The organism is Lysinibacillus sp. NPDC097195 (assembly GCF_044762075.1).
Taxonomy (GTDB): domain Bacteria; phylum Bacillota; class Bacilli; order Bacillales_A; family Planococcaceae; genus Lysinibacillus.
Genome location: NZ_JBIWDP010000002.1, coordinates 89,274 through 108,497 on the forward strand (window position 1 = coordinate 89,274; position 19,224 = coordinate 108,497).

The window sequence follows — 19,224 nt, forward strand, 5'->3', positions numbered from 1 at the left end:
CCCAGGTATCTATGCTAAGTGCCAGGCGCTTTAATGGTAGCGGCTTACTGTGCTGAGCGGAAAGCATCCGCCGTAGCGGACATCAACGGCGTTGGAAAAAGTGTTAGATTGATTGCAGTCAATCTAACACTTTTTCTTTTGTCCTAGCCATTTTTACGTTATTCAAGCTGTGTAATAGAGATTGATAACAGTTCCACTTTAAATAAATAGGTGTATAATTAACTGAATAATAAGAATTGAAATTATTTGAGAATTCAATGTACAAACCTTGACTGTAAAGATAGTTTGCGTTAAAATACTTTCATATTCTAATTCTCTAGCACTCTAGTGAATTAAAGTAAAACGTGAGGAAGTGTCAACATGTCAGCGATTAAAATGTTTGAAAAGCCACTTGGGATGCGCGATAAATTTCCGCAAATATATGAAAAAGTAGAAGCTGTAAGACAAACTGGTCGAAGTTTTTTACGCTCAAGAGGCTATGAATTTATCAAGACGCCTACGGTTGAGTATTTCGATACAGTAGGAAAAGCATCTGCTATTTCTGATGCGCATTTATTCAAGCTTGTAGATAGTCAGGGCAATACGCTCGTTCTACGTCCTGACATGACAACGCCAATTGCACGCGTAGCCACATCAAAATTATTAAAAGAAATGATTCCATTACGTTTAGCTTATTTTGCTAGTGTTTTCCGTGCACAGGAAACAGAAGGTGGTCGTCCAGCAGAATTTGAACAAATGGGAGTAGAGCTAATTGGAGATCACTCCGTATTTGCAGATGCTGAAGTAATTATGACAGCAATGGAATTGTTAAAACAATTTGGCATAGAAAATTTCAAAGTAACAATCGGTCATGCAGGTGTTTTGAATTGCATTTTACAGGACTATACAGAAAGTATTGAACAACAAAATATATTACGTACACTGCTTGTACAGCGTAACTATGTAGGCTTTGAAGAAGCTGTTGCATCATTTGATTTACCAAAAACAAAATCGGATGCCCTATTACAATTTATTGAAGAAGCTATGACTTTAAAGGAAATTCGTGATATCGAAAAATATGTCCGCAAAAATGACGCACTAGAATATATGCAACAGCTAGCAAAATTACTAGCAGTAGCGGACTTAGCACACTATGTAGCATTTGATTTTACGCTTTCCAGCCATATGAGCTATTACACGGGAATGTTATTTGAAGTATTTGCGGCTGGCAGTGGGTTCCCTTTAGGGAATGGTGGCCGTTATGATGGACTGCTTGAAGTATTTGGCTCAACAGTAGGTGCTACAGGCTTCAGTATTCGAGTAGATAGATTGTTGGAAACAATAACTGCCCAAGCTTTAGATAATGAAGAAGCCATTGTTGTGCTATTTGAGGAAGCAGATTTTGAAGCAGCTCTTGCAAAGATACAAGCGTTACGAGCTGAAGGGAAACAGGCGACATTACAGTTGAGAAGTAGTTTAGTTGATGAAGCAGCCTTCTTAACGCATTTTTCACAGGTAGAAGTTGTTGGACAGGAGGAAAATCGCGGTGAATGAATTAACAATTGCGATGCCGAAAGGGCGCATTTTTGAAGAGGCATATCAAATGCTAATAGAAGCAGGCTTTAATTTACCAGAAGAAGTCGAGATGACGCGTAAATTAATGATTGAAATCCCTGAAGAGAAAATTCGTTTTATTCTAGCAAAACCAATGGATGTTCCGGTTTATGTCGAGCACGGTGTTGCAGATATCGGCATTGCTGGCAAAGATGTTTTACTGGAACAACAGCGTGTCGTACATGAGCTTCTTGATTTAAAAATAAGTACATGCTATATCGCATCTGCCGGCTTGCCTAATACGACGATGAATGAAATTGCGCCACGCATTGCGACTAAATATCCAAACATTGCGATGAAGTACTATAAAGGGATTGGCGAGCAAGTTGAAATTATTGAACTAAACGGGTCAATTGAGCTTGCGCCGATGATTGGTTTAGCAGATCGCATTGTCGATATTGTATCAACAGGACGTACGTTAAAAGAAAATGGCTTAGTCGAATATGAGTTTATTACTGATGTTTCCTCACGCTTAATCGCCAATCCAGTGAGTTACCGTATGAAAGGTGAACGCATCATTGACTTGGTAAAACGCTTAAAGCGATGTGTCGACTAATAAATGTTTTGCCAAAAGATGTTGCACGAACCTAGAGATAAAGGGGACTTTTTTCATGAAAATAACGAAGTTAGCAAAAGGTATTTCTTTGAAACGTCCACTTGAAGGTGGCAATGAAGAACAATTAAAGGTTGTACGACAAGTAATAGCAGATGTCCGAGCACAAGGTGACAGTGCAGTACGTACATATACTGAAAAATGGGATGGTTTTGCACCTAACAATTTCCTTGTTACAAAGGAAGAAATTGCAGAAGGCGTAACCGCATTAGATCCACAACTTTATGCTGATTTAACAGAAGCTGCACAAAATATTCGTCTCTATCATGAGCAACAACAGCGTGCTGGTTTCCGCATGGAATTAGCAGATGGCTCCTGGCTTGGACAACGAATTACTGCTCTCGATGCAGTAGGTCTATACGTTCCGGGGGGGACAGCAGCATATCCTTCCTCTGTTTTAATGAACGTTATCCCTGCACAAGTAGCTGGTGTGAAGCGAATTGTGATGACGTCACCAGCCGGTCAGGATGGTAAATTACCTGCAGGCGTGCTAGCTGCTGCTCATATTTTAGGCGTTGAAGAAGTCTATAAACTGGGCGGAGCACAGGCAATTGCGGCACTTGCCTATGGCACGGAGACCATTCCAGCAGTGGATAAAATTACAGGACCAGGCAATATATTTGTTGCCCTTGCTAAACGTGAAGTATTTGGTGAAGTCGCGATTGATATGATTGCTGGTCCAAGTGAAATTGCAATCATTGCTGATGAAACAGCCTTTGCGGATGAAGTCGCTGCAGATTTATTATCACAGGCAGAGCACGATAAAATGGCTTGTGCCATTTTAGTCACAACCTCTGAACAGCTTGCTTATAACGTCGCAACTCAAGTAGAAAAACAATTGGCGACATTGCCCCGTGAGGCAGTAGCTCGTGCCGCAATCGAAAATTATGGTGCGATCTATATTGCTGAAACACTGACACAAGCAGTGGAGGCTATAAACTCATTAGCTCCGGAACATTTAGAAATCGTGACCAAAAATGCAGAAGCTGTTGCACAGCAAGTACGTCACGCGGGTGCTATCTTTATCGGACGCTATAGCTCGGAGCCAGTTGGGGATTATTTCGCAGGTACAAACCATGTGTTACCGACAAACAGCACAGCTCGTTTTGCCAGTGGATTAAATGTAGATGATTTCGTGAAAAAATCGAGCATCGTTTATTATAGTGAAAAAACTTGGGCCGAAAATGCCCCAAAAATCGCACGCTTAGCTCGCATGGAAGGTTTAGAGGGGCATGCGCGTGCAGTCGAATCTCGTGGATGGGAAAAGGAGTAGTACGATGACAGAAAAGAGACGTTATGCAAAAGTAGAGCGCAAAACAAATGAAACGCAAATTGCAGTAGCTATTGATTTAGATGGTGAAGGTATAGCAGATATTCATACGGGTGTCGGCTTTATGGATCATATGTTGGATTTATTTATAAAACATGGTCTTTTTAATGGCACAATTCAGGCGAACGGTGATACGCATATTGACGATCACCATACGACAGAAGACCTTGGCATCGTGTTAGGACAAGCAATTCGTGAAGCACTCGGTGATAAAAAAGGCATTAAACGCTACGGTACTGCCTTTGTGCCAATGGATGATGCACTTGCACAAGTTGTTGTCGATTGTTCCAACCGTCCACATTTAGAATACCGTGTGCCTGAACTAAAACAGAAGGTCGGCACGTTTGATACAGAATTAGTACATGAGTTTTTATGGAAGTTCGCACTTGAAGCCCGTATGAATGTTCATGTAATTGTGCCATACGGACATAATACGCATCATATTATTGAAGCGATATTTAAAGCGCTAGCCCGTGCAATTGACGCAGCTGTGGAGATTGACCCTCGTGTTAAAGGTGTACCGTCAACAAAGGGGCTGTTAACGTGAAAATAGGTGTGATTGACTATGGCATGGGCAATTTATTTAGTGTTGAGCAAGCCTTACAACGACTTGGCTGCGAGGTTATTGTAACTGCACAAGAAAGTGAGCTAGATGCAGTTGATGCGCTTTTACTGCCCGGTGTTGGGGCATTTCCAGATGCTATGAAACGCTTAGCTGACACAAAATTAGATTGCTATTTGCAAAAAGTGCAGGCAGAAAATCGACCATTGCTTGGTATTTGCTTAGGGATGCAATTATTATTTGAGGAAAGTGCAGAGTTGACGCCTACGAAGGGACTAGGTTTCTTCAAAGGCAGCATTCAACGCTTTAGCGGTGTTCAAGGGGAGCAGACTTATCGAGTACCACATATGGGCTGGAATGAATTGATTGTAATGAATCGCCCTGTATGGTTACAAGACGAGGCACCTGCCGAGCACGTTTATTTTGTCCATTCGTTTTATGCGACGAATATTGAACCGACAGAACTAGTGGCCTATGCTGACTACCATGGTATTGCAGTACCAGGAATCGTTGCTAAAGGCTCGATTACAGGTATGCAATTCCATCCGGAAAAATCAGGTGAGCTAGGCGTTTACTTATTACAACAGTGGTTAAAAGGGGTGGCGGTGTGCTAACAAAACGTATAATTCCATGTCTTGATGTAAAGGAAGGGCGTGTTGTCAAAGGGGTACAGTTCGTTTCATTACGGGATGCTGGCGATCCGGTAGAACTGGCCAAGTTTTATGATACGCAAGGGGCAGATGAGCTTGTATTCCTTGATATATCTGCATCGCACGAAGGTCGTGAAACGATGGTCGATGTAGTACGCCAAACTGCGGCGTCATTAGCTATTCCTTTTACTGTTGGTGGCGGGATTCGCTCATTAGAAGATATGAAACGAATTTTACGCGCAGGTGCCGATAAAGTATCCGTCAATACATCTGCACTAGAACGCCCGGCGCTTATTAAAGAAGGGTCAGACTTTTTTGGCGCACAATGTATTGTTGTGGCAATTGATGCACGCTACAGTGAAGAAGATGGTACGTGGATGGTGTATACACATGGTGGCCGCAATAAAACATCTTGGCAAGCGATAGAGTGGGCACAAGAAGCAGTGCGCTTAGGTGCTGGCGAGATTTTACTAACAAGTATGAATCAGGACGGCGAAAAAACAGGATTTGATTTAGCGTTAACGAAGGCTGTACGACAAGCCGTGACAGTCCCCGTGATTGCAAGTGGCGGTGCGGGAAATGCCGAACATTTTTACGAAGTATTAACAGATGATGTCGATGCAGATGCGGCACTAGCAGCATCTATCTTTCATTACAAAGAAACGAGCGTAGCGCAAGTAAAACAATACTTACGTGAAAAAGGAGTGGCAGTAAGATGATGGACAACATTAAATTTGATGATAAGGGTTTAGTGACAGCAGTTGTACAAGACGCCAACACAAAAGAAGTATTAACTGTTGCCTATATGAATAAAGAATCATTAGCAAAAACGATTGCAACATGCGAAACATGGTTTTACTCCCGTTCTCGTGAAGAACTTTGGCATAAAGGAGCGACGAGTGGGAATGTGCAAAAAGTAGTGTCCATTAAAGCGGACTGTGATGGTGATGCCTTAGTAGTAGAAGTATTACCTGCTGGTCCTGCATGCCATAATGGTACAACGTCATGCTTTACGAATGTAGTGCTAGAACAGACAAAGGTTGGTTCGGTCGGCATTATTCCGAAGTTAGTCAAAGTGATCGAAAAGCGTGAGCAAGAAATGCCTGAAGGTGCATATACTACATATTTATTTGACAAAGGCATCGATAAAATTTGTAAAAAAGTTGGGGAAGAAGCAACAGAAGTTGTCATTGGTGCGAAAAACCGTGATACAGAAGAAGTTAAATGGGAAGCAGCCGATTTAATTTACCACCTATTAGTTTTATTGCAAGAACAAAAAGTGAACGTATTTGATGTATTGCACGTTTTAGAAAAACGTCACGAGGAGAAATAACAGCATATCGCTTATTGTATGGTATAATATAAGTTACTGTAAAAAGGAACGTCTAATACGTTCCTTATTTCTTGTTTCGGAGGAAATATTTTGGAAAAGAAACGTCAAAAAGAGAAGCAAACAAATGTCGTATCGTTCATTCCAACAGGCGACTATTATTATAAAAAATCAATACAAGCGATGAATAGTGGACAGATGGACAAAGCCTATAAATATTTACAACGAGCTGTAGATTTAAGTCCTGATGATCCGATGATTTTACTGCAATTAGCGATTGTAGAACTAGAAGGTCAAGGTTTTGAAGAAGCCTATGACTTACTTCGTCGTGCCTATCAATTAGACCCAAATGAACCGGAAATTATTTTTTATATGGCAGAGGTGTCTGGTTGTGTGGGCATTATTCAAGATGCCAAACGCTTTGCAGAGCAATACTTGGAAATGGAACCTGATGGAGCTTATGCAGATGAAGCGGCAGAAATTTTAGAATTTGTAGCATTTGAACAGGATGATTATGAAGAGCTTGAAGGTAGTGGCGAAGATTTATATCGTCAAGAGCAAGCGCGTCGGTGTATGGAAAAGGGTGATTTTCCTGAAGCCATTAATATATTAGAACAATTAGTAGAAGATCGACCTGAATTTTGGTCTGCCTACAATAATTTAGCTTTAGCTTATTTTTATGTCGGGGAAGCCGAGCAGGCAAAAGCTATCCTCAACACCGTATTGCGTGAAAACAAAGGGAATTTACATGCGTTATGTAATTTAACGGTTATTGCGTACTATGAGAAAAATGATGAGGAATTAAATGCTCTTCTAGAAGTATTGGTGAAAATTCAGCCTTACGCTTGGGATCATCGTTATAAATTAGGGGCAACGCTCGCACTAATTGGTCAATATGAAATAGCCTTTAAATGGTTACGTAGCATGCAAAAACGAGGCTATTTAGGGGATCCAGGCTTTTACTTCTGGTTATCGCATGCAGCGTATTTTTCTGGCTATGATGAAATTGCTAAAAGTGCTTGGGAACAGTTGATTGAACTGGATCCGGAAAAAGAGGGCTTTGAACCATGGCGTCAGCAGGAAAATACATATGAGCTGGACGCATTAGAACACGATCGAGATTATATCGTAGAAAAATTGGAAAGTAACTATGTCAGCGATCGTCTATTCGGTTTATTTTTGCTAAATCGTACAGCGCATAAGCAGGAAATTATAGCGCATCCTACGTGGATCGATGTTGACCAATTTGGTGCTTTTGAAAAGCTCTTTCTAGCGTATGGACTTGGCCATCAATTTGACGATAAAAATAAGGTAGAGGCAAGCTTTTTAAGAGCAGTACGTGTACCTGAAATTTTATTAGAACACTATGGCAAATTGACAACACTTGTTGCACCGATGTTCCAAATGTGGTTTGTCCTTTGTGAACAAGCGCTGAACTCAAATTATCGCTTTACGAATCCAGCTGCTATTGCAGGTGCCAATGATTATTTATTCCGCTCTTCTCGTATGTTGAAGGTCACGAAAAAAGAAATTGCTGAACAGTATGGGGTATCTGTATCAACATTATCTAAATATATTGAAGAATTGTTAATGTTTTTACCAACTAATTAATTTTAGGTTGTGAGCAACAAAGTTGAATAACTGACTGCTTTCACATACGATGAACATACTAACGTTATTATGAAAAAGTATTACAAGTTTAGGAGGAAGTATGTATGTCAGAAGAAAAAATTTATGATGTTGTAATTATTGGGGCAGGACCTGCCGGCATGACTGCGGCTGTTTATACATCACGTGCAAACCTTGCAACGTTAATGATAGAACGTGGTATCCCTGGTGGACAAATGGCGAACACAGAAGAAGTAGAAAACTACCCAGGATTTGATACAATTTTAGGGCCTGAGCTGTCTACTAAAATGTTCGAACATGCGAAAAAATTCGGCGCTGAATATGCTTACGGTGATGTTTCAGAAATCATCGATGGCGAAGAATATAAAACAATTAAATCAGGCGGTAAAGAATACAAAACACGAGCAATTATTCTTTCTACAGGTGCGGAATATAAAAAAATGGGTGTACCTGGTGAAAAAGAGCTTGGTGGCCGTGGTGTCAGCTATTGTGCAGTATGCGATGGCGCATTCTTTAAACAAAAAAATCTTGTTGTCGTAGGTGGCGGAGATTCAGCTGTTGAAGAAGGTGTCTATTTAACACGTTTTGCTGATAAAGTAACAATTGTTCACCGTCGTGATAAATTACGTGCTCAAAAAATTCTACAAGATCGTGCTTTTGCAAACGACAAAATTGATTTCATTTGGAATGCAACAGTGAAAGAAATTAACGAGACGAACGGTAAAGTGGGCAGCGTAACATTACAATCCACTGTTGATGGCACAGAATCTGAATTTGAAGCAGATGGCGTATTTATTTACATTGGTATGCTACCATTAACAAAACCATTTGAAGCTTTAGGCATTCTAAATGAAGCTGGCTATATTGTGACAAATGAAAATATGGAAACAAAAGTACCAGGTATTTTTGCTGCAGGTGATGTGCGCGAAAAAACACTTCGTCAAATCGTAACTGCGACTGGTGATGGTAGTATTGCAGCTCAAGCAGCACAACATTATGTGGAAGAGTTATTAGAAAAAATTAAAGCCTAATAGTCATAATGATAGGGCGACCCGAGCTGTGTATGCATACGAGGCGGACACAGGAAGGTGGCTATTACTACCGGAAAAAAATACAAATTTTTAATACGGTTTTAATATTGCTGTAACTTGAATGACATATAAAAGGTGTAAGATAAATAGTGTAATTAGCAATCCCCCTTTTATTTTTTTAGTAGGTTGTTTCCGCCTAAAGTAGGTGGGAACAGCCTATTTTTAGTGTATATTTAGAGTGCCAGGCACCCAAACAATTCTGAATTTATTGAACGCAAACTCCTTTGAGCGAACTAATGTGAGAAGCAATAAATCGCGCGTTTAGCGAGGGATGCGGCTTATGACGTGCTCGCGGAAAGCGCAGTGAATTGTACCGTAATAGCATGAGGGTGCTTAAGCTTATTAATAGATGTCATGTATGACAGTAGAAAACTGTATCCTATATATATGATTATTCGTGTAAAATAACGACCATTGGGAGTAATGCGAAGCTTTATTCAAAAGAAATTAATGCTCTGAATGATGTTTTAAAATTATCGATTTTTTGCGCAAGATACGATAGATGTGAAATGAGGACAAACTCTGATATGTCTTGTTATAATAAAAAAAGAAATGCTGAAGAGATTAGAGGTGTGCCTATGCAAAGAATTGCAAATTTAATTGCCGTGAAAGACGGCCAAGTATTATTGCTTCAAAAGCCGAGACGTGGCTGGTATGTAGCACCGGGCGGGAAAATGGAGAGTGGTGAATCAATTTATGAAGCTGCTTTACGTGAATTTCGAGAAGAAACAAATGTTATACCATTGAATCCGCATTTAAAAGGTGTCTATACAATGGTTATTAAGGAAGATAACGTTAAGGTAGATGAATGGATGCTGTATACTTTTATGGCAAACGATATTGAAGGTGTACCATTCGAAGAAACAAGAGAAGGTAAACTTGCATGGCACCCAATTGAAGATTTAAAACATTTGCCAATGGCTGAAGGTGATCGCACAAATTTACAGTTTGCGGTCTCACAAGCAGGCATTCAGTACGGTACATTCGAATACACGAAGGATTTTGAATTGCTTCATGAGAAAATACAAATTTCAATAGAACAATAAAGGAGCTGCATGACAGTGGTGGTTGATAGTCAACAATGTACACATGAATTAGTCATTATTACAGGAATGTCTGGAGCTGGAAAAACCGTAGCTATTCAAAGCTTTGAGGATTTAGGGTATTACTGTATTGATAATTTACCACCAGCGTTACTCACGACGTTTTTAACTTTACTTAGAGATTCTGGTAAAACAATTACACGTATTGCAGCTGTCATGGATATGCGTGGCGGCAACTTTTTTGATTCGCTTATTGGTGCGCTCGATCATATATTAAAAGAAGGCGACATTGCTATCCGAATTTTATTTTTAGATGCAGATGATGCTACGCTTGTAAGACGCTATAAAGAAACAAGACGTGCGCATCCGTTAGCTGTAACCGGTTTACCGCTAGATGGTATTAAACAAGAACGTGAGCTTGTATCAGAAGTAAAAGGCCGCGCGCACCTTGTTTACAATACATCCAACATGAAACCAAAAGAGCTACGCGAGAAAATTGTAAAAGAATTTGCCAGTGATGCAGATCATACGTTTTCCATTAATATAATGTCCTTTGGATTTAAACATGGTATGCCAATAGATGCAGATTTAGTGTTTGATGTGCGCTTTTTAAAAAATCCTTATTATGTGGAGGAATTGCGCCCAAAAACAGGTTTGCAAACAGAAGTTTCTTCTTATGTACTAGCGTTAGAGGATACACAAATCCTTATTCAAAAACTGACGGATTTGTTTGAATTTATGGTACCGCTTTATAAACAAGAGGGGAAATCACAACTTGTCATTGCTTTTGGTTGTACAGGGGGACAGCATCGTTCGGTGACGTTAGCAGAATATTTTGGGGCTTACTTTGCCAAAAATGAAAATGCTGTGATATCGCACCGTGACATCAATCGAAGAAAGGATTGAGTGAATGGGGAAAAAGCATACAAGACTAGTTGTAATAGGTGGTGGTACTGGTCTGTCTACGTTACTACGTGGTTTAAAGCATCACCCTTTTGATATCACTGCAATCGTAACAGTTGCGGATGATGGTGGTTCCTCAGGACGTTTACGTGATGATTATGATATCCCACCACCTGGTGATGTCCGCAATGTCATTGCTGCATTATCTGATGTAGAGCCACTCGTTGAGCAAATGTTTCAATATCGCTTTTCAGAATCAGAAGATTTGAATGGTCATTCCCTAGGCAATTTAATGTTAACGGCCTTAACAGATATTACAGGGGATTTTAGCCATGCCATTAGTGAAATGGGAAAAGTGTTAAAAGTCCACGGTCGGGTTATTCCCGCAGCGAATAAAAAAATCACATTACATGCCGAATTAGAAGATGGAGCAGTAATTGAAGGGGAGTCTAAAATCCCAACAGCAGGAAAGCGCATTGATCGCGTTTTTTTAGTGCCTGAAAATGTGCAACCGTTACCAGAGGCAATTCGGGCAATTAATAGAGCAGACTATATTTTAATAGGTCCTGGCAGTTTATATACGAGCATTATTCCAAATTTACTTGTCAAAGAAATTGGAGAGGCAGTCGTAAAAGCGAAAGGACGCAAAATTTATGTTTGTAATTTAATGACCCAAAAAGGCGAAACGATTTCCTACACAGCAGGCGATCATGTTCAAGCTATACACAAGCATGTTGGAGATTCCTTTATCGACTCTATTTTAGTCAATGATGAACAACTACCACACCCTGTAAAAGAGCTTTATAAAGAGGAATGCGCAGAGCCCGTAACATTTGATGTTGGAAAGCTTGAAAGTATGGGATTAGAGGTTATTAAACGAGATATTGCAACCATTCGACCTGATGGGACGGTGCGCCATAATTCTGCAAATGTTGCGCAATGGCTTGTGGATTATGCGAAAATCTTACGGAAAAAGTAAGAAAGCCTACTATAGAGTCCTAAAGAATGCTTGTTGTATATGGTAAGATGAACATATACATAGAAATAAAGGTCGAAAGGGGGGCGTGACATGTCATTTGCTTCAGAAACAAAAAAAGAGCTAACACAAGTAGAAGCGGACGATTCTTGTATGAAAGCGGAAGTATCAGCATTAATTCGTATGAATGGTTCATTGTCTTTTGCAAACAAACAATTAAGCTTAGACGTACAAACCGAAAATGCTGCAATCGCTAGAAGACTGTATACGATTATGAAGAAGTTATATCCATATAATGTGGAACTACTTGTTCGTAAAAAAATGCGTTTGAAAAAAAATAACGTATATATATGCCGTGTACGAGAAGGTGCACGTGAGTTACTTATTGATTTAGCCATTATTTCAGATGATTTTCAATTTAATCATACGATTTCTAGAGAGCTAATTAAAAAGAGTGGCCATAAAAGAGCTTACTTACGTGGAGCGTTTTTGGCAGGTGGCTCGGTAAACAATCCAGAAACGTCTGCCTATCATTTAGAAATTTATTCTTTGTATAAAGAGCATGGCGAAGCATTAATGGATTTAATGAACGAATTTGAGTTAAATGCAAAAACAATTGAACGAAAGAAGGGCTTTGTGACATACTTAAAAGAAGCGGAAAAGATTTCCGATTTTTTAAATATTGTTGGTGCTCATCAAGCAATGATGAAATTTGAAGATGTTCGTATATTACGGGATATGCGAAATAGTGTAAATCGTATTGTAAACTGTGAAACGGCAAACTTGAATAAAACAATCGGTGCTGCGCTTCGTCAGGTAGAGAATATTCGCTTTATCGAAAATTCAGTTGGCTTGGATCAGTTGCCTGAAAAGCTGCGTGAAATTGCACGCTTACGTGTAGAATACCAAGATGTAACACTAAAAGAGCTTGGTGAAATGGTATCTAGTGGAACGGTAAGTAAATCAGGCGTTAATCATCGCTTGCGTAAAATAGACGAAATAGCAGAGGCATTAAGAAGAGGTGAAAAAATAGGCGGTTAAGCTTTTATCTGAAAAAGATATGAAAGCATGCGTAATCGCTTATTGTTCTTCTGCTGTTAAGTGCGGTAATATAATACTAATAGATGAACGGTAGTGAAGGAGAGAATCGCAAATGACTGAGAAAACAGTCCAGGTAAAATTAAAATTAGGGCTTCAAGCGAGACAAGCAGCGTTATTTGTACAGGAAGCAAATCGTTTTAGTGCTGATATTTTTCTTGAGAAAGATGAGAAAAAAGTAAATGCTAAATCGATTATGGGTGTCATGAGCTTAGCTATTGCAAAAGGTACGAAGGTTGTTTTAAGTAGTGAAGGTAGCGATGCAGAGCAAGCGGTTACATCATTAGCTGCGCTGATTGAAAAAGAAGAATAAGCAAAAATAAAGAACTCTAAGTCACATGGACTTAGAGTTTTTTTTCTGCACCGTTGATTTCCGCTGCGGGCGGCGCTTTCGCTAAGGCGGCAATTTCCTACAGCGTAAAAATCCACTTCGCTTTCCGCGGGCACGGCGTAAGCCGCAACCGTCGCTGTCGCGCCGGCTGTTGCGTCTTACGTTACGTGCGTTCCCGCAGGAGTCTATGTGGATTTTTACTTGGGTATTCAAAAACCATAGCGGGGGTGAATTTAATATTTCAGTGCCTGGCACCTTCTGCTGACAAATGAAAAACTCGCTAAGGCGGCAATTTCCTACAGCGTAAAAATCCACTTCGCTTTCCGCGGGCACGACGTAAGCCGCAACCGTCGCTGTCGCGCCGGCTGTTGCGTCTTACGTTACGTGCGTTCCCGCAGGAGTCTACGTGGATTTTTACTTGGGTATTCAAACGCTCATAGCACGAGAGTAAAATTATTTTGAGTGCCTGGCACTTAGCAATCGGCTCCTGAATCGGAAAAATTCACTTCGTTATTAGCTCAGCACAGTAAGCGGTAATTCGCCGTATACATGGCTAGCGTGGAAATTGTTTGAGTGCCTGGCACCATAAAAACACAAAAAAAACCCGCTAAGACATTTGGACTTAGCGGGTTTTGTATTAGCGTTCGTTACGCACAAAAATATGGTCGATTAAGCCGTATTCTTTAGCGCGTTCAGCCGTCATGAAGTTATCACGGTCAGTATCTCTTGAGATGACTTCTAAAGGTTGACCTGTACGCTCTGATAAAATACCATTTAACTTTTCACGAAGGAATAAAATGCGTTTTGCCGCAATTTCAATTTCAGTCGCTTGACCTTGTGCACCACCAAGTGGTTGGTGAATCATTACTTCTGCATTCGGTAATGCGTAGCGCTTACCTGGTTCACCAGCAGCAAGTAGGAAAGCACCCATTGATGCAGCCATACCAATACAAATTGTTTGTACTTTTGGCTTGATGAATTGCATTGTATCGTAGATTGCCATACCAGCTGTAATCGAACCACCTGGTGAGTTAATGTAAAGAGAAATGTCTTTATCTGGATCTTCTGCTTCTAAGAAAAGAAGCTGTGCAACGATTGAGTTTGCAACGTTGTCGTCAATGGCACTTCCTAATAGGATAATACGATCTTTTAGTAGTCGTGAATAAATATCATAAGCACGTTCACCACGACTTGTTTGTTCAATAACTGTAGGAATTAAATTCATGTTAAATCCTCCTTAAAAAGCTAAATTCGAATACTTTTACTGAAATAATCCATTATATTTCAGTTGTAACCTTATCATACACATTATAGTCAGGGAAGGTCAAATATTAACGCTGATATTAAAGAAATAAAATCTATAATAAAAATTGCGAATTATAGTTGAATTGTGAGCAATACGTTTGTATAATAGAAAGGTCGTAAGTTAAAGTACAATCCACTATTTTGCAGGTATGCTTCTGAAACGAGGATTATCTACATGACGCTTTACTGTAAAGCCTTAGAGTGAGTACTTTTTTTTTATGCACAATTGCCCTCGTGGTGTAATGGATAACACGTAAGATTCCGGTTCTTGCACTGGGGGTTCGATTCCCTCCGAGGGCGCCATTTTACATGTAAGAAAACCTTATGATATAAAAGAAAAACCTTGCAATCGTTATTGTACCAACGGTTGTAGGGTTTTTTCTCTTTTCTCATCACTTTCAACAAGACAATGGAAAAGGAAACACACTACACAAATAGATATCTTTTTCATTCCCTCATATAGCGTACTTCATTAAGATACCCGTCTGTGTGGAAAACTAAACCATTTATTTTAATCTTCAATGAATATTACATATAATAATTAAAAATGGTATTATATACCATGTAATGCTAGCGTAGTTGCTCCAATGTTCATTTAAGAGCTAATGGTGATTGGTTTTTTAATATAGAGCTTTAATAAGGGGGATCTATAGATTTGCAAAAATATAGTGTATTAAAAAGTTTAGGTTTAATAGTACTTGCTAGCTTAGTTATTTTTACTATTTACTCCTTTATTGTGAATAAAGAAAGCTTTGGTGGACCTATTTGGAAACAAGTTGTAATGGCTAGTTGTTTCCTGGTAATAAGTATAAATAATTTCCGATTAAAAAAGTATGCTATGGGTTGGATTTTTGCTGGTGCAGTATTAGCTTTTGGAATAAGTATTTTTAGGGATACGATTGCTTCTTAAAGCAATCATTTCATATATTTAAAAAAAGTCACTCATGTGAAAATAATGAGTGACTTTCTTCTATATATGTTACAAATATAAAAATACCATAGCAATTTAAATTATTTAGTAACAAAACGCATTTAGCACTTGCTAAAGGTTTCGTTTACTAGTAAAGTATTAAAAGGTATTAAGTGCGATTCTTTCATGTAGGTTGTTACAACCTTACTATGCACTTTTACTAAGCCTACAAAGGGCACCATTTTACTGATTAAATGATTTTTTATAGCTTGATTCTCCCAATAAGTGGTTTAGCAGCCTGCTTAGTGGAGAAAGAAAGGGATAGATGGAATTTGCCTCATAGGTTTAATTCCCACTTTTATGCCTTTCAAAACCATCAAAATGCAACAAACTCCAAAAATTTTTTTAGTGAACATAACGAACGTGAGGCTAGCGTGCTAGCCCAAAAGAAGAATCCTATCTGAGGGGATTCTTTTTTTGTGGACAAAATTAGCTAAAATTCGCATAAAATCTATCTCGGAATTGCATAAGTATACATTTTTCGACATGTATTTTGTTTTTATTACATAATTTCTCTTCATTTTGTATAATTAAATTCATTTTTATGAAAAAATAATCACTTTTATACGAAACCGTATTGTATATCAACTCTATTGACACTATAATTGACCTAATAGTCTAACATTTCCGAATAGAAAAACGATAAGTTCGGAAAATTATTAATTGTCTAGGGGGAAAAACTATGAAAAAACGGTTTTGGACGTTATTAATGATCGTGGCTGCATTTACACTTGTGTTAGCGGCTTGCGGTACAAAAGAAGATACATCGTCTGGCGATGTTCCAGCTGATGGCGGCTCGAAAGATGAAAAAGTATACAAGGTTGGAACAGAGGCAACCTTTGCACCATTCGAATCGATTGACGATAAAGGGAATATTGTAGGGTTAGATGTCGATATTTTGCAAGCGATTGCAGATGAAATGGGCTTTAAAGTGGAATGGGCAAATATTGGTTGGGAGCCTGTATTCCAAACAATTAAAAATGGTGAAACACATATCGGTGCATCTGGTATTACGATAAATGATGAACGTAAAGAATCATTTGATTTTACAGAGCCATATTATGAATCTCAATTATTAATTGTTGTGAAAGAAGATTCAAAAATTAAGTCTTTAGCAGATTTAAAAGATAAAAAGATTTCCGTACAAATTAATGCAACTGGTCATATGGCTGCAAAAAAATTACAAGGTGATGCTAGCACAAATATTATGGCATTCGAAAGCCAACCTGTAGCGATTCAGGAAATGTTAAATGGTAATGTAGATGCAACAATTGGTGATAATGCAGTTGTCTACGAATATATTAAAGCAAACCCAAAAGCAAAACTTAAAGTAGTGGAAGATGATGCATTCGAAAAAGAATATTACGGCTTTATGGTGAAGAAAGGTAATACGGAATTATTAAACCTATTAAATGAAGGTCTACAAAAAATTAAAGACAATGGTAAATTAAAAGAAATTACTGGTAAGGACTTTAAGTAATGAATGCTGCCGTTAGCTTAATAATGCTAGCGGCTCATTTGATTTATTAGCTCGTTATTGTAGAGAATTTGAATGGGAAAGTAGGGGTTCTAATGGACATCTTTGATTTACGCTGGGACATAGTTTGGAACTACCGTGATATGTTTATTCGTGGTATTGGTGTAACAATCATTTTAACGCTCAGTGGTTATTTTGGTGGTATTATTTTAGGCTTACTATTAGGTTTAGGGAAAGTTTCTAAAAATAAATTCATTTATTGGCCATGTAAACTCTATGTAGATTTATTCCGTGGGACACCGATGCTTGTGCAAATATTATTAATTCATTTAGCGGTTATTCCAACGATTTTTGGTCATTCACTAGGATATATGGTATCTGGTATTACCGCACTTGTATTAAACTGTGCAGCTTATAATGCAGAAATTTTCCGTGCAGGTATTCAGAGCATTGATAAAGGACAAATGGAAGCGGCACGTTCACTTGGTTTAACACACAATCAAGCAATGAGAAAAGTGATTTTACCACAAGCTTTTAGACGGATGATTCCGCCACTTGGTAATGAATTTATCGCATTATTGAAAGATTCCTCATTAGTAACGGTTATTGCTGCGCCTGATATTTTATATGCAAGTAAAGTTGTTGCAGGTGCGAGCTTCCGTTTCTGGGAACCGTATATTGTAGCAGCATTATTATACTTAGTATTAACATATGTTGTAACAAAAGTAGTCGCATTTATCGAAAAGCGATTCAGCAATAGCTATGTCCCTCGTAAAGCAGAAGGGAGAGAAGCAAGATGATTAAAATAGAAAACTTACACAAATATTTTGGTAAGCTCGAAGTATTAAAGGGCATTGATTATGAAATTCAAGAAAAGCAAGTTGTCTGTGTCATTGGACCATCGGGGTCAGGGAAAAGTACTTTTTTACGTTGCATTAATATGCTTGAAGAAGTGACAGATGGTGCTATTTATATAGAAGATGTCAAAGTTAATGGGCCGAAAACAAATATTAATGCTATCCGAGCAGAGGTTGGTATGGTATTCCAACAATTTAACTTATTCCCCCACATGAATGTCATCGATAATGTCACAATGGCACCAATGCAAATTCGCAAAATGAGTCGTGCAGAGGCTGAGCAACTAGGCCATGAACTTTTGAAAAAGGTTGGTCTTGATAGTAAAGCGTATAGCTACCCTGAACAGCTTTCAGGTGGACAACAACAACGGGTGGCCATCGCTAGAGCATTGGCGATGAAGCCAAAAGCGATTTTATTTGATGAACCAACGTCAGCACTTGATCCTGAAATGGTGAAGGAAGTGTTAGACGTTATGAAAAATCTAGCATCAGAAGGCATGACCATGATTGTCGTAACACATGAAATGGGCTTTGCACGAGAAGTAGGCGATCGTGTAGTGTTTATGGATGGCGGATATATAGTAGAAGAAGGTACACCTGAAGAAATCTTTGGCAACCCGCAAAATGAGCGTACAAAAGCCTTTTTAGGAAAAGTTCTATAATGAAGTAAAACCATTCAAAGCATAAGCAATGAATGGTTTTTTATTTTTAATGAAGAGGATTTGTAGTAGTAGTGAACGAATCAAGCATTGCACGCATATCTTGTTGCGTATATTGTGGCACTTGGTAGTAGCCATGCTTATTTTGGTAAATCGAAAGTTCGTATGCCATCTCAATACAGTTGGGAATACTATCTGCAACAACACGACGCACAACTGGGTTTGTTGTTTCTGTTGCTGCTGCAGTCATGCATTTAGCTGACCCTTTATGCGCACCAAGTAAGAAGCCAGAAATGACTTCATCATTTATCTCGCCAGCATTTTGCATTGGTTTTTTCGGTTGAGTTGGTTTAATTCCATATTGGAAGTTGTTCCCTGTTTGCATTTCATAACGGCCGGTTGGCACAGATGGGTCATGCCCTGTTTTAAATGATTCCACAATCGTATTGTACATGCCGAGTGTGAAATTATATTGATTATCCAAAATGCTTAATAATTCTGGGTCTTTTACATGCGGACGTAAAAGGATGGATTGATTTAGTCCCGCAATAATTTCGCCAATTGTTTCATGCATGTCCATTACTTCGTGTCCACCATGATTTAAGCTTTGTTGTTGGTTAGGTGTTGTTGCATCATTTGATTCATTGTAAAAAGATTGTGACAAAAAAAACGCCTCCTGAATATATAGTTTGTTGCAGTAGTTAGTATGTCTTGGATGTGTAGTTTCATACGACATAAATCTGCTTGCATATATTTAGCATAGCGATGTTTTTTTGTAACACATTAGAGGTATAAGAACAGAAAGGT

Annotated in this window: 20 protein-coding genes and 1 tRNA gene; 19 read left to right on the top strand and 2 right to left on the bottom strand. The window is 38.8% G+C overall.

The genetic code is table 11. The features are described 5' to 3' along the window. Nucleotides 1-360 precede the first annotated feature (360 nt). From ACIQXI_RS13990 to ACIQXI_RS14055, 14 genes are all read left to right on the top strand, one after another. A complete protein-coding gene (locus ACIQXI_RS13990) occupies nucleotides 361-1,533 on the top strand; it encodes an ATP phosphoribosyltransferase regulatory subunit (RefSeq protein WP_402925967.1) in 1,173 nt (390 codons plus the stop codon). Continuing rightward, nucleotides 1,526-2,149 (top strand): ATP phosphoribosyltransferase, encoded by a 624-nt coding sequence (gene hisG / locus ACIQXI_RS13995; RefSeq protein WP_402925969.1) that lies wholly within the window; start codon nucleotides 1,526-1,528, stop codon nucleotides 2,147-2,149. The genes ACIQXI_RS13990 and hisG overlap by 8 nt, the downstream gene beginning before the upstream one ends. Nucleotides 2,150-2,204: 55 nt before the next feature. Further along, nucleotides 2,205-3,479, top strand: a complete 1,275-nt coding sequence (hisD, locus tag ACIQXI_RS14000) for a histidinol dehydrogenase (protein ID WP_402925972.1) — start codon at nucleotides 2,205-2,207, stop codon at nucleotides 3,477-3,479. Between the two features lie 4 nt (nucleotides 3,480-3,483). After that, on the top strand, nucleotides 3,484-4,083 hold the full coding sequence (hisB, locus tag ACIQXI_RS14005) for an imidazoleglycerol-phosphate dehydratase HisB (RefSeq protein ID WP_402925975.1): 600 nt from the start codon (nucleotides 3,484-3,486) through the stop codon (nucleotides 4,081-4,083). After that, the gene (gene hisH / locus ACIQXI_RS14010) at nucleotides 4,080-4,712 is read left to right on the top strand and encodes an imidazole glycerol phosphate synthase subunit HisH (protein WP_402925977.1); all 633 of its coding nucleotides are present in this window, start codon (nucleotides 4,080-4,082) and stop codon (nucleotides 4,710-4,712) included. The genes hisB and hisH overlap by 4 nt, the downstream gene beginning before the upstream one ends. Continuing rightward, complete coding sequence (gene hisF, locus ACIQXI_RS14015; protein ID WP_402925980.1) at nucleotides 4,706-5,467, top strand: imidazole glycerol phosphate synthase subunit HisF; 762 nt, start codon at nucleotides 4,706-4,708, stop codon at nucleotides 5,465-5,467. The genes hisH and hisF overlap by 7 nt, the downstream gene beginning before the upstream one ends. Continuing rightward, nucleotides 5,464-6,081, top strand: a complete 618-nt coding sequence (hisIE, locus tag ACIQXI_RS14020; protein ID WP_402925982.1) for a bifunctional phosphoribosyl-AMP cyclohydrolase/phosphoribosyl-ATP diphosphatase HisIE — start codon at nucleotides 5,464-5,466, stop codon at nucleotides 6,079-6,081. Before hisF ends, hisIE begins: the two co-directional genes overlap by 4 nt. 90 nt (nucleotides 6,082-6,171) lie before the next feature. Further along, nucleotides 6,172-7,689: a tetratricopeptide repeat protein gene (locus ACIQXI_RS14025; RefSeq protein ID WP_402925985.1), complete on the top strand. Its 1,518-nt coding sequence runs from the start codon at nucleotides 6,172-6,174 to the stop codon at nucleotides 7,687-7,689. Nucleotides 7,690-7,793: 104 nt separating this feature from the next. Further along, nucleotides 7,794-8,738: a thioredoxin-disulfide reductase gene (gene trxB, locus ACIQXI_RS14030; RefSeq protein ID WP_402925988.1), complete on the top strand. Its 945-nt coding sequence runs from the start codon at nucleotides 7,794-7,796 to the stop codon at nucleotides 8,736-8,738. A gap of 638 nt (nucleotides 8,739-9,376) precedes the next feature. After that, entirely contained in the window at nucleotides 9,377-9,844 is a 468-nt protein-coding gene (locus ACIQXI_RS14035; RefSeq protein ID WP_402925990.1) for an 8-oxo-dGTP diphosphatase, read from the top strand. 9 nt (nucleotides 9,845-9,853) lie between these two features. Next, on the top strand, nucleotides 9,854-10,747 hold the full coding sequence (rapZ, locus tag ACIQXI_RS14040) for an RNase adapter RapZ (protein WP_402925992.1): 894 nt from the start codon (nucleotides 9,854-9,856) through the stop codon (nucleotides 10,745-10,747). A 4-nt stretch (nucleotides 10,748-10,751) separates the two neighbouring features. Further along, nucleotides 10,752-11,723 carry a gluconeogenesis factor YvcK family protein gene (locus tag ACIQXI_RS14045; protein ID WP_402925995.1) on the top strand — a complete coding sequence of 324 codons (972 nt, stop codon included), beginning with the start codon at nucleotides 10,752-10,754 and terminating at the stop codon, nucleotides 11,721-11,723. 90 nt (nucleotides 11,724-11,813) lie between these two features. Then, nucleotides 11,814-12,761 carry a DNA-binding protein WhiA gene (gene whiA / locus ACIQXI_RS14050; protein ID WP_402925997.1) on the top strand — a complete coding sequence of 316 codons (948 nt, stop codon included), beginning with the start codon at nucleotides 11,814-11,816 and terminating at the stop codon, nucleotides 12,759-12,761. A 112-nt stretch (nucleotides 12,762-12,873) separates the two neighbouring features. Then, on the top strand, nucleotides 12,874-13,131 hold the full coding sequence (locus ACIQXI_RS14055) for an HPr family phosphocarrier protein (protein ID WP_402925999.1): 258 nt from the start codon (nucleotides 12,874-12,876) through the stop codon (nucleotides 13,129-13,131). Between the two features lie 655 nt (nucleotides 13,132-13,786). Here the strand turns inward: ACIQXI_RS14055 and clpP are convergent. After that, nucleotides 13,787-14,374 (bottom strand): ATP-dependent Clp endopeptidase proteolytic subunit ClpP, encoded by a 588-nt coding sequence (gene clpP, locus ACIQXI_RS14060; RefSeq protein ID WP_024363901.1) that lies wholly within the window; start codon nucleotides 14,372-14,374, stop codon nucleotides 13,787-13,789. Nucleotides 14,375-14,682: 308 nt separating this feature from the next. Here clpP and ACIQXI_RS14065 point away from each other — a divergent pair. The 5 genes from ACIQXI_RS14065 to ACIQXI_RS14085 all read left to right on the top strand — a co-directional run bounded on the left by ACIQXI_RS14065 (nucleotide 14,683) and on the right by ACIQXI_RS14085 (nucleotide 18,420). Next, nucleotides 14,683-14,757 (top strand) — tRNA-Arg (locus ACIQXI_RS14065). A gap of 352 nt (nucleotides 14,758-15,109) precedes the next feature. Further along, on the top strand, nucleotides 15,110-15,364 hold the full coding sequence (locus tag ACIQXI_RS14070; protein WP_402926002.1) for a hypothetical protein: 255 nt from the start codon (nucleotides 15,110-15,112) through the stop codon (nucleotides 15,362-15,364). Between the two features lie 742 nt (nucleotides 15,365-16,106). Beyond that, nucleotides 16,107-16,904 (top strand): basic amino acid ABC transporter substrate-binding protein, encoded by a 798-nt coding sequence (locus tag ACIQXI_RS14075; protein WP_402926004.1) that lies wholly within the window; start codon nucleotides 16,107-16,109, stop codon nucleotides 16,902-16,904. Between the two features lie 92 nt (nucleotides 16,905-16,996). Next, nucleotides 16,997-17,701, top strand: a complete 705-nt coding sequence (locus ACIQXI_RS14080; RefSeq protein ID WP_402926007.1) for an amino acid ABC transporter permease — start codon at nucleotides 16,997-16,999, stop codon at nucleotides 17,699-17,701. Beyond that, the gene (locus ACIQXI_RS14085) at nucleotides 17,698-18,420 is read left to right on the top strand and encodes an amino acid ABC transporter ATP-binding protein (protein ID WP_402926010.1); all 723 of its coding nucleotides are present in this window, start codon (nucleotides 17,698-17,700) and stop codon (nucleotides 18,418-18,420) included. Before ACIQXI_RS14080 ends, ACIQXI_RS14085 begins: the two co-directional genes overlap by 4 nt. Before the next feature lie 46 nt (nucleotides 18,421-18,466). Here the strand turns inward: ACIQXI_RS14085 and ACIQXI_RS14090 are convergent, their stop codons facing one another. Next, the gene (locus ACIQXI_RS14090) at nucleotides 18,467-19,081 is read right to left on the bottom strand and encodes a spore coat protein (protein WP_402926013.1); all 615 of its coding nucleotides are present in this window, start codon (nucleotides 19,079-19,081) and stop codon (nucleotides 18,467-18,469) included. Nucleotides 19,082-19,224 lie beyond the last annotated feature (143 nt).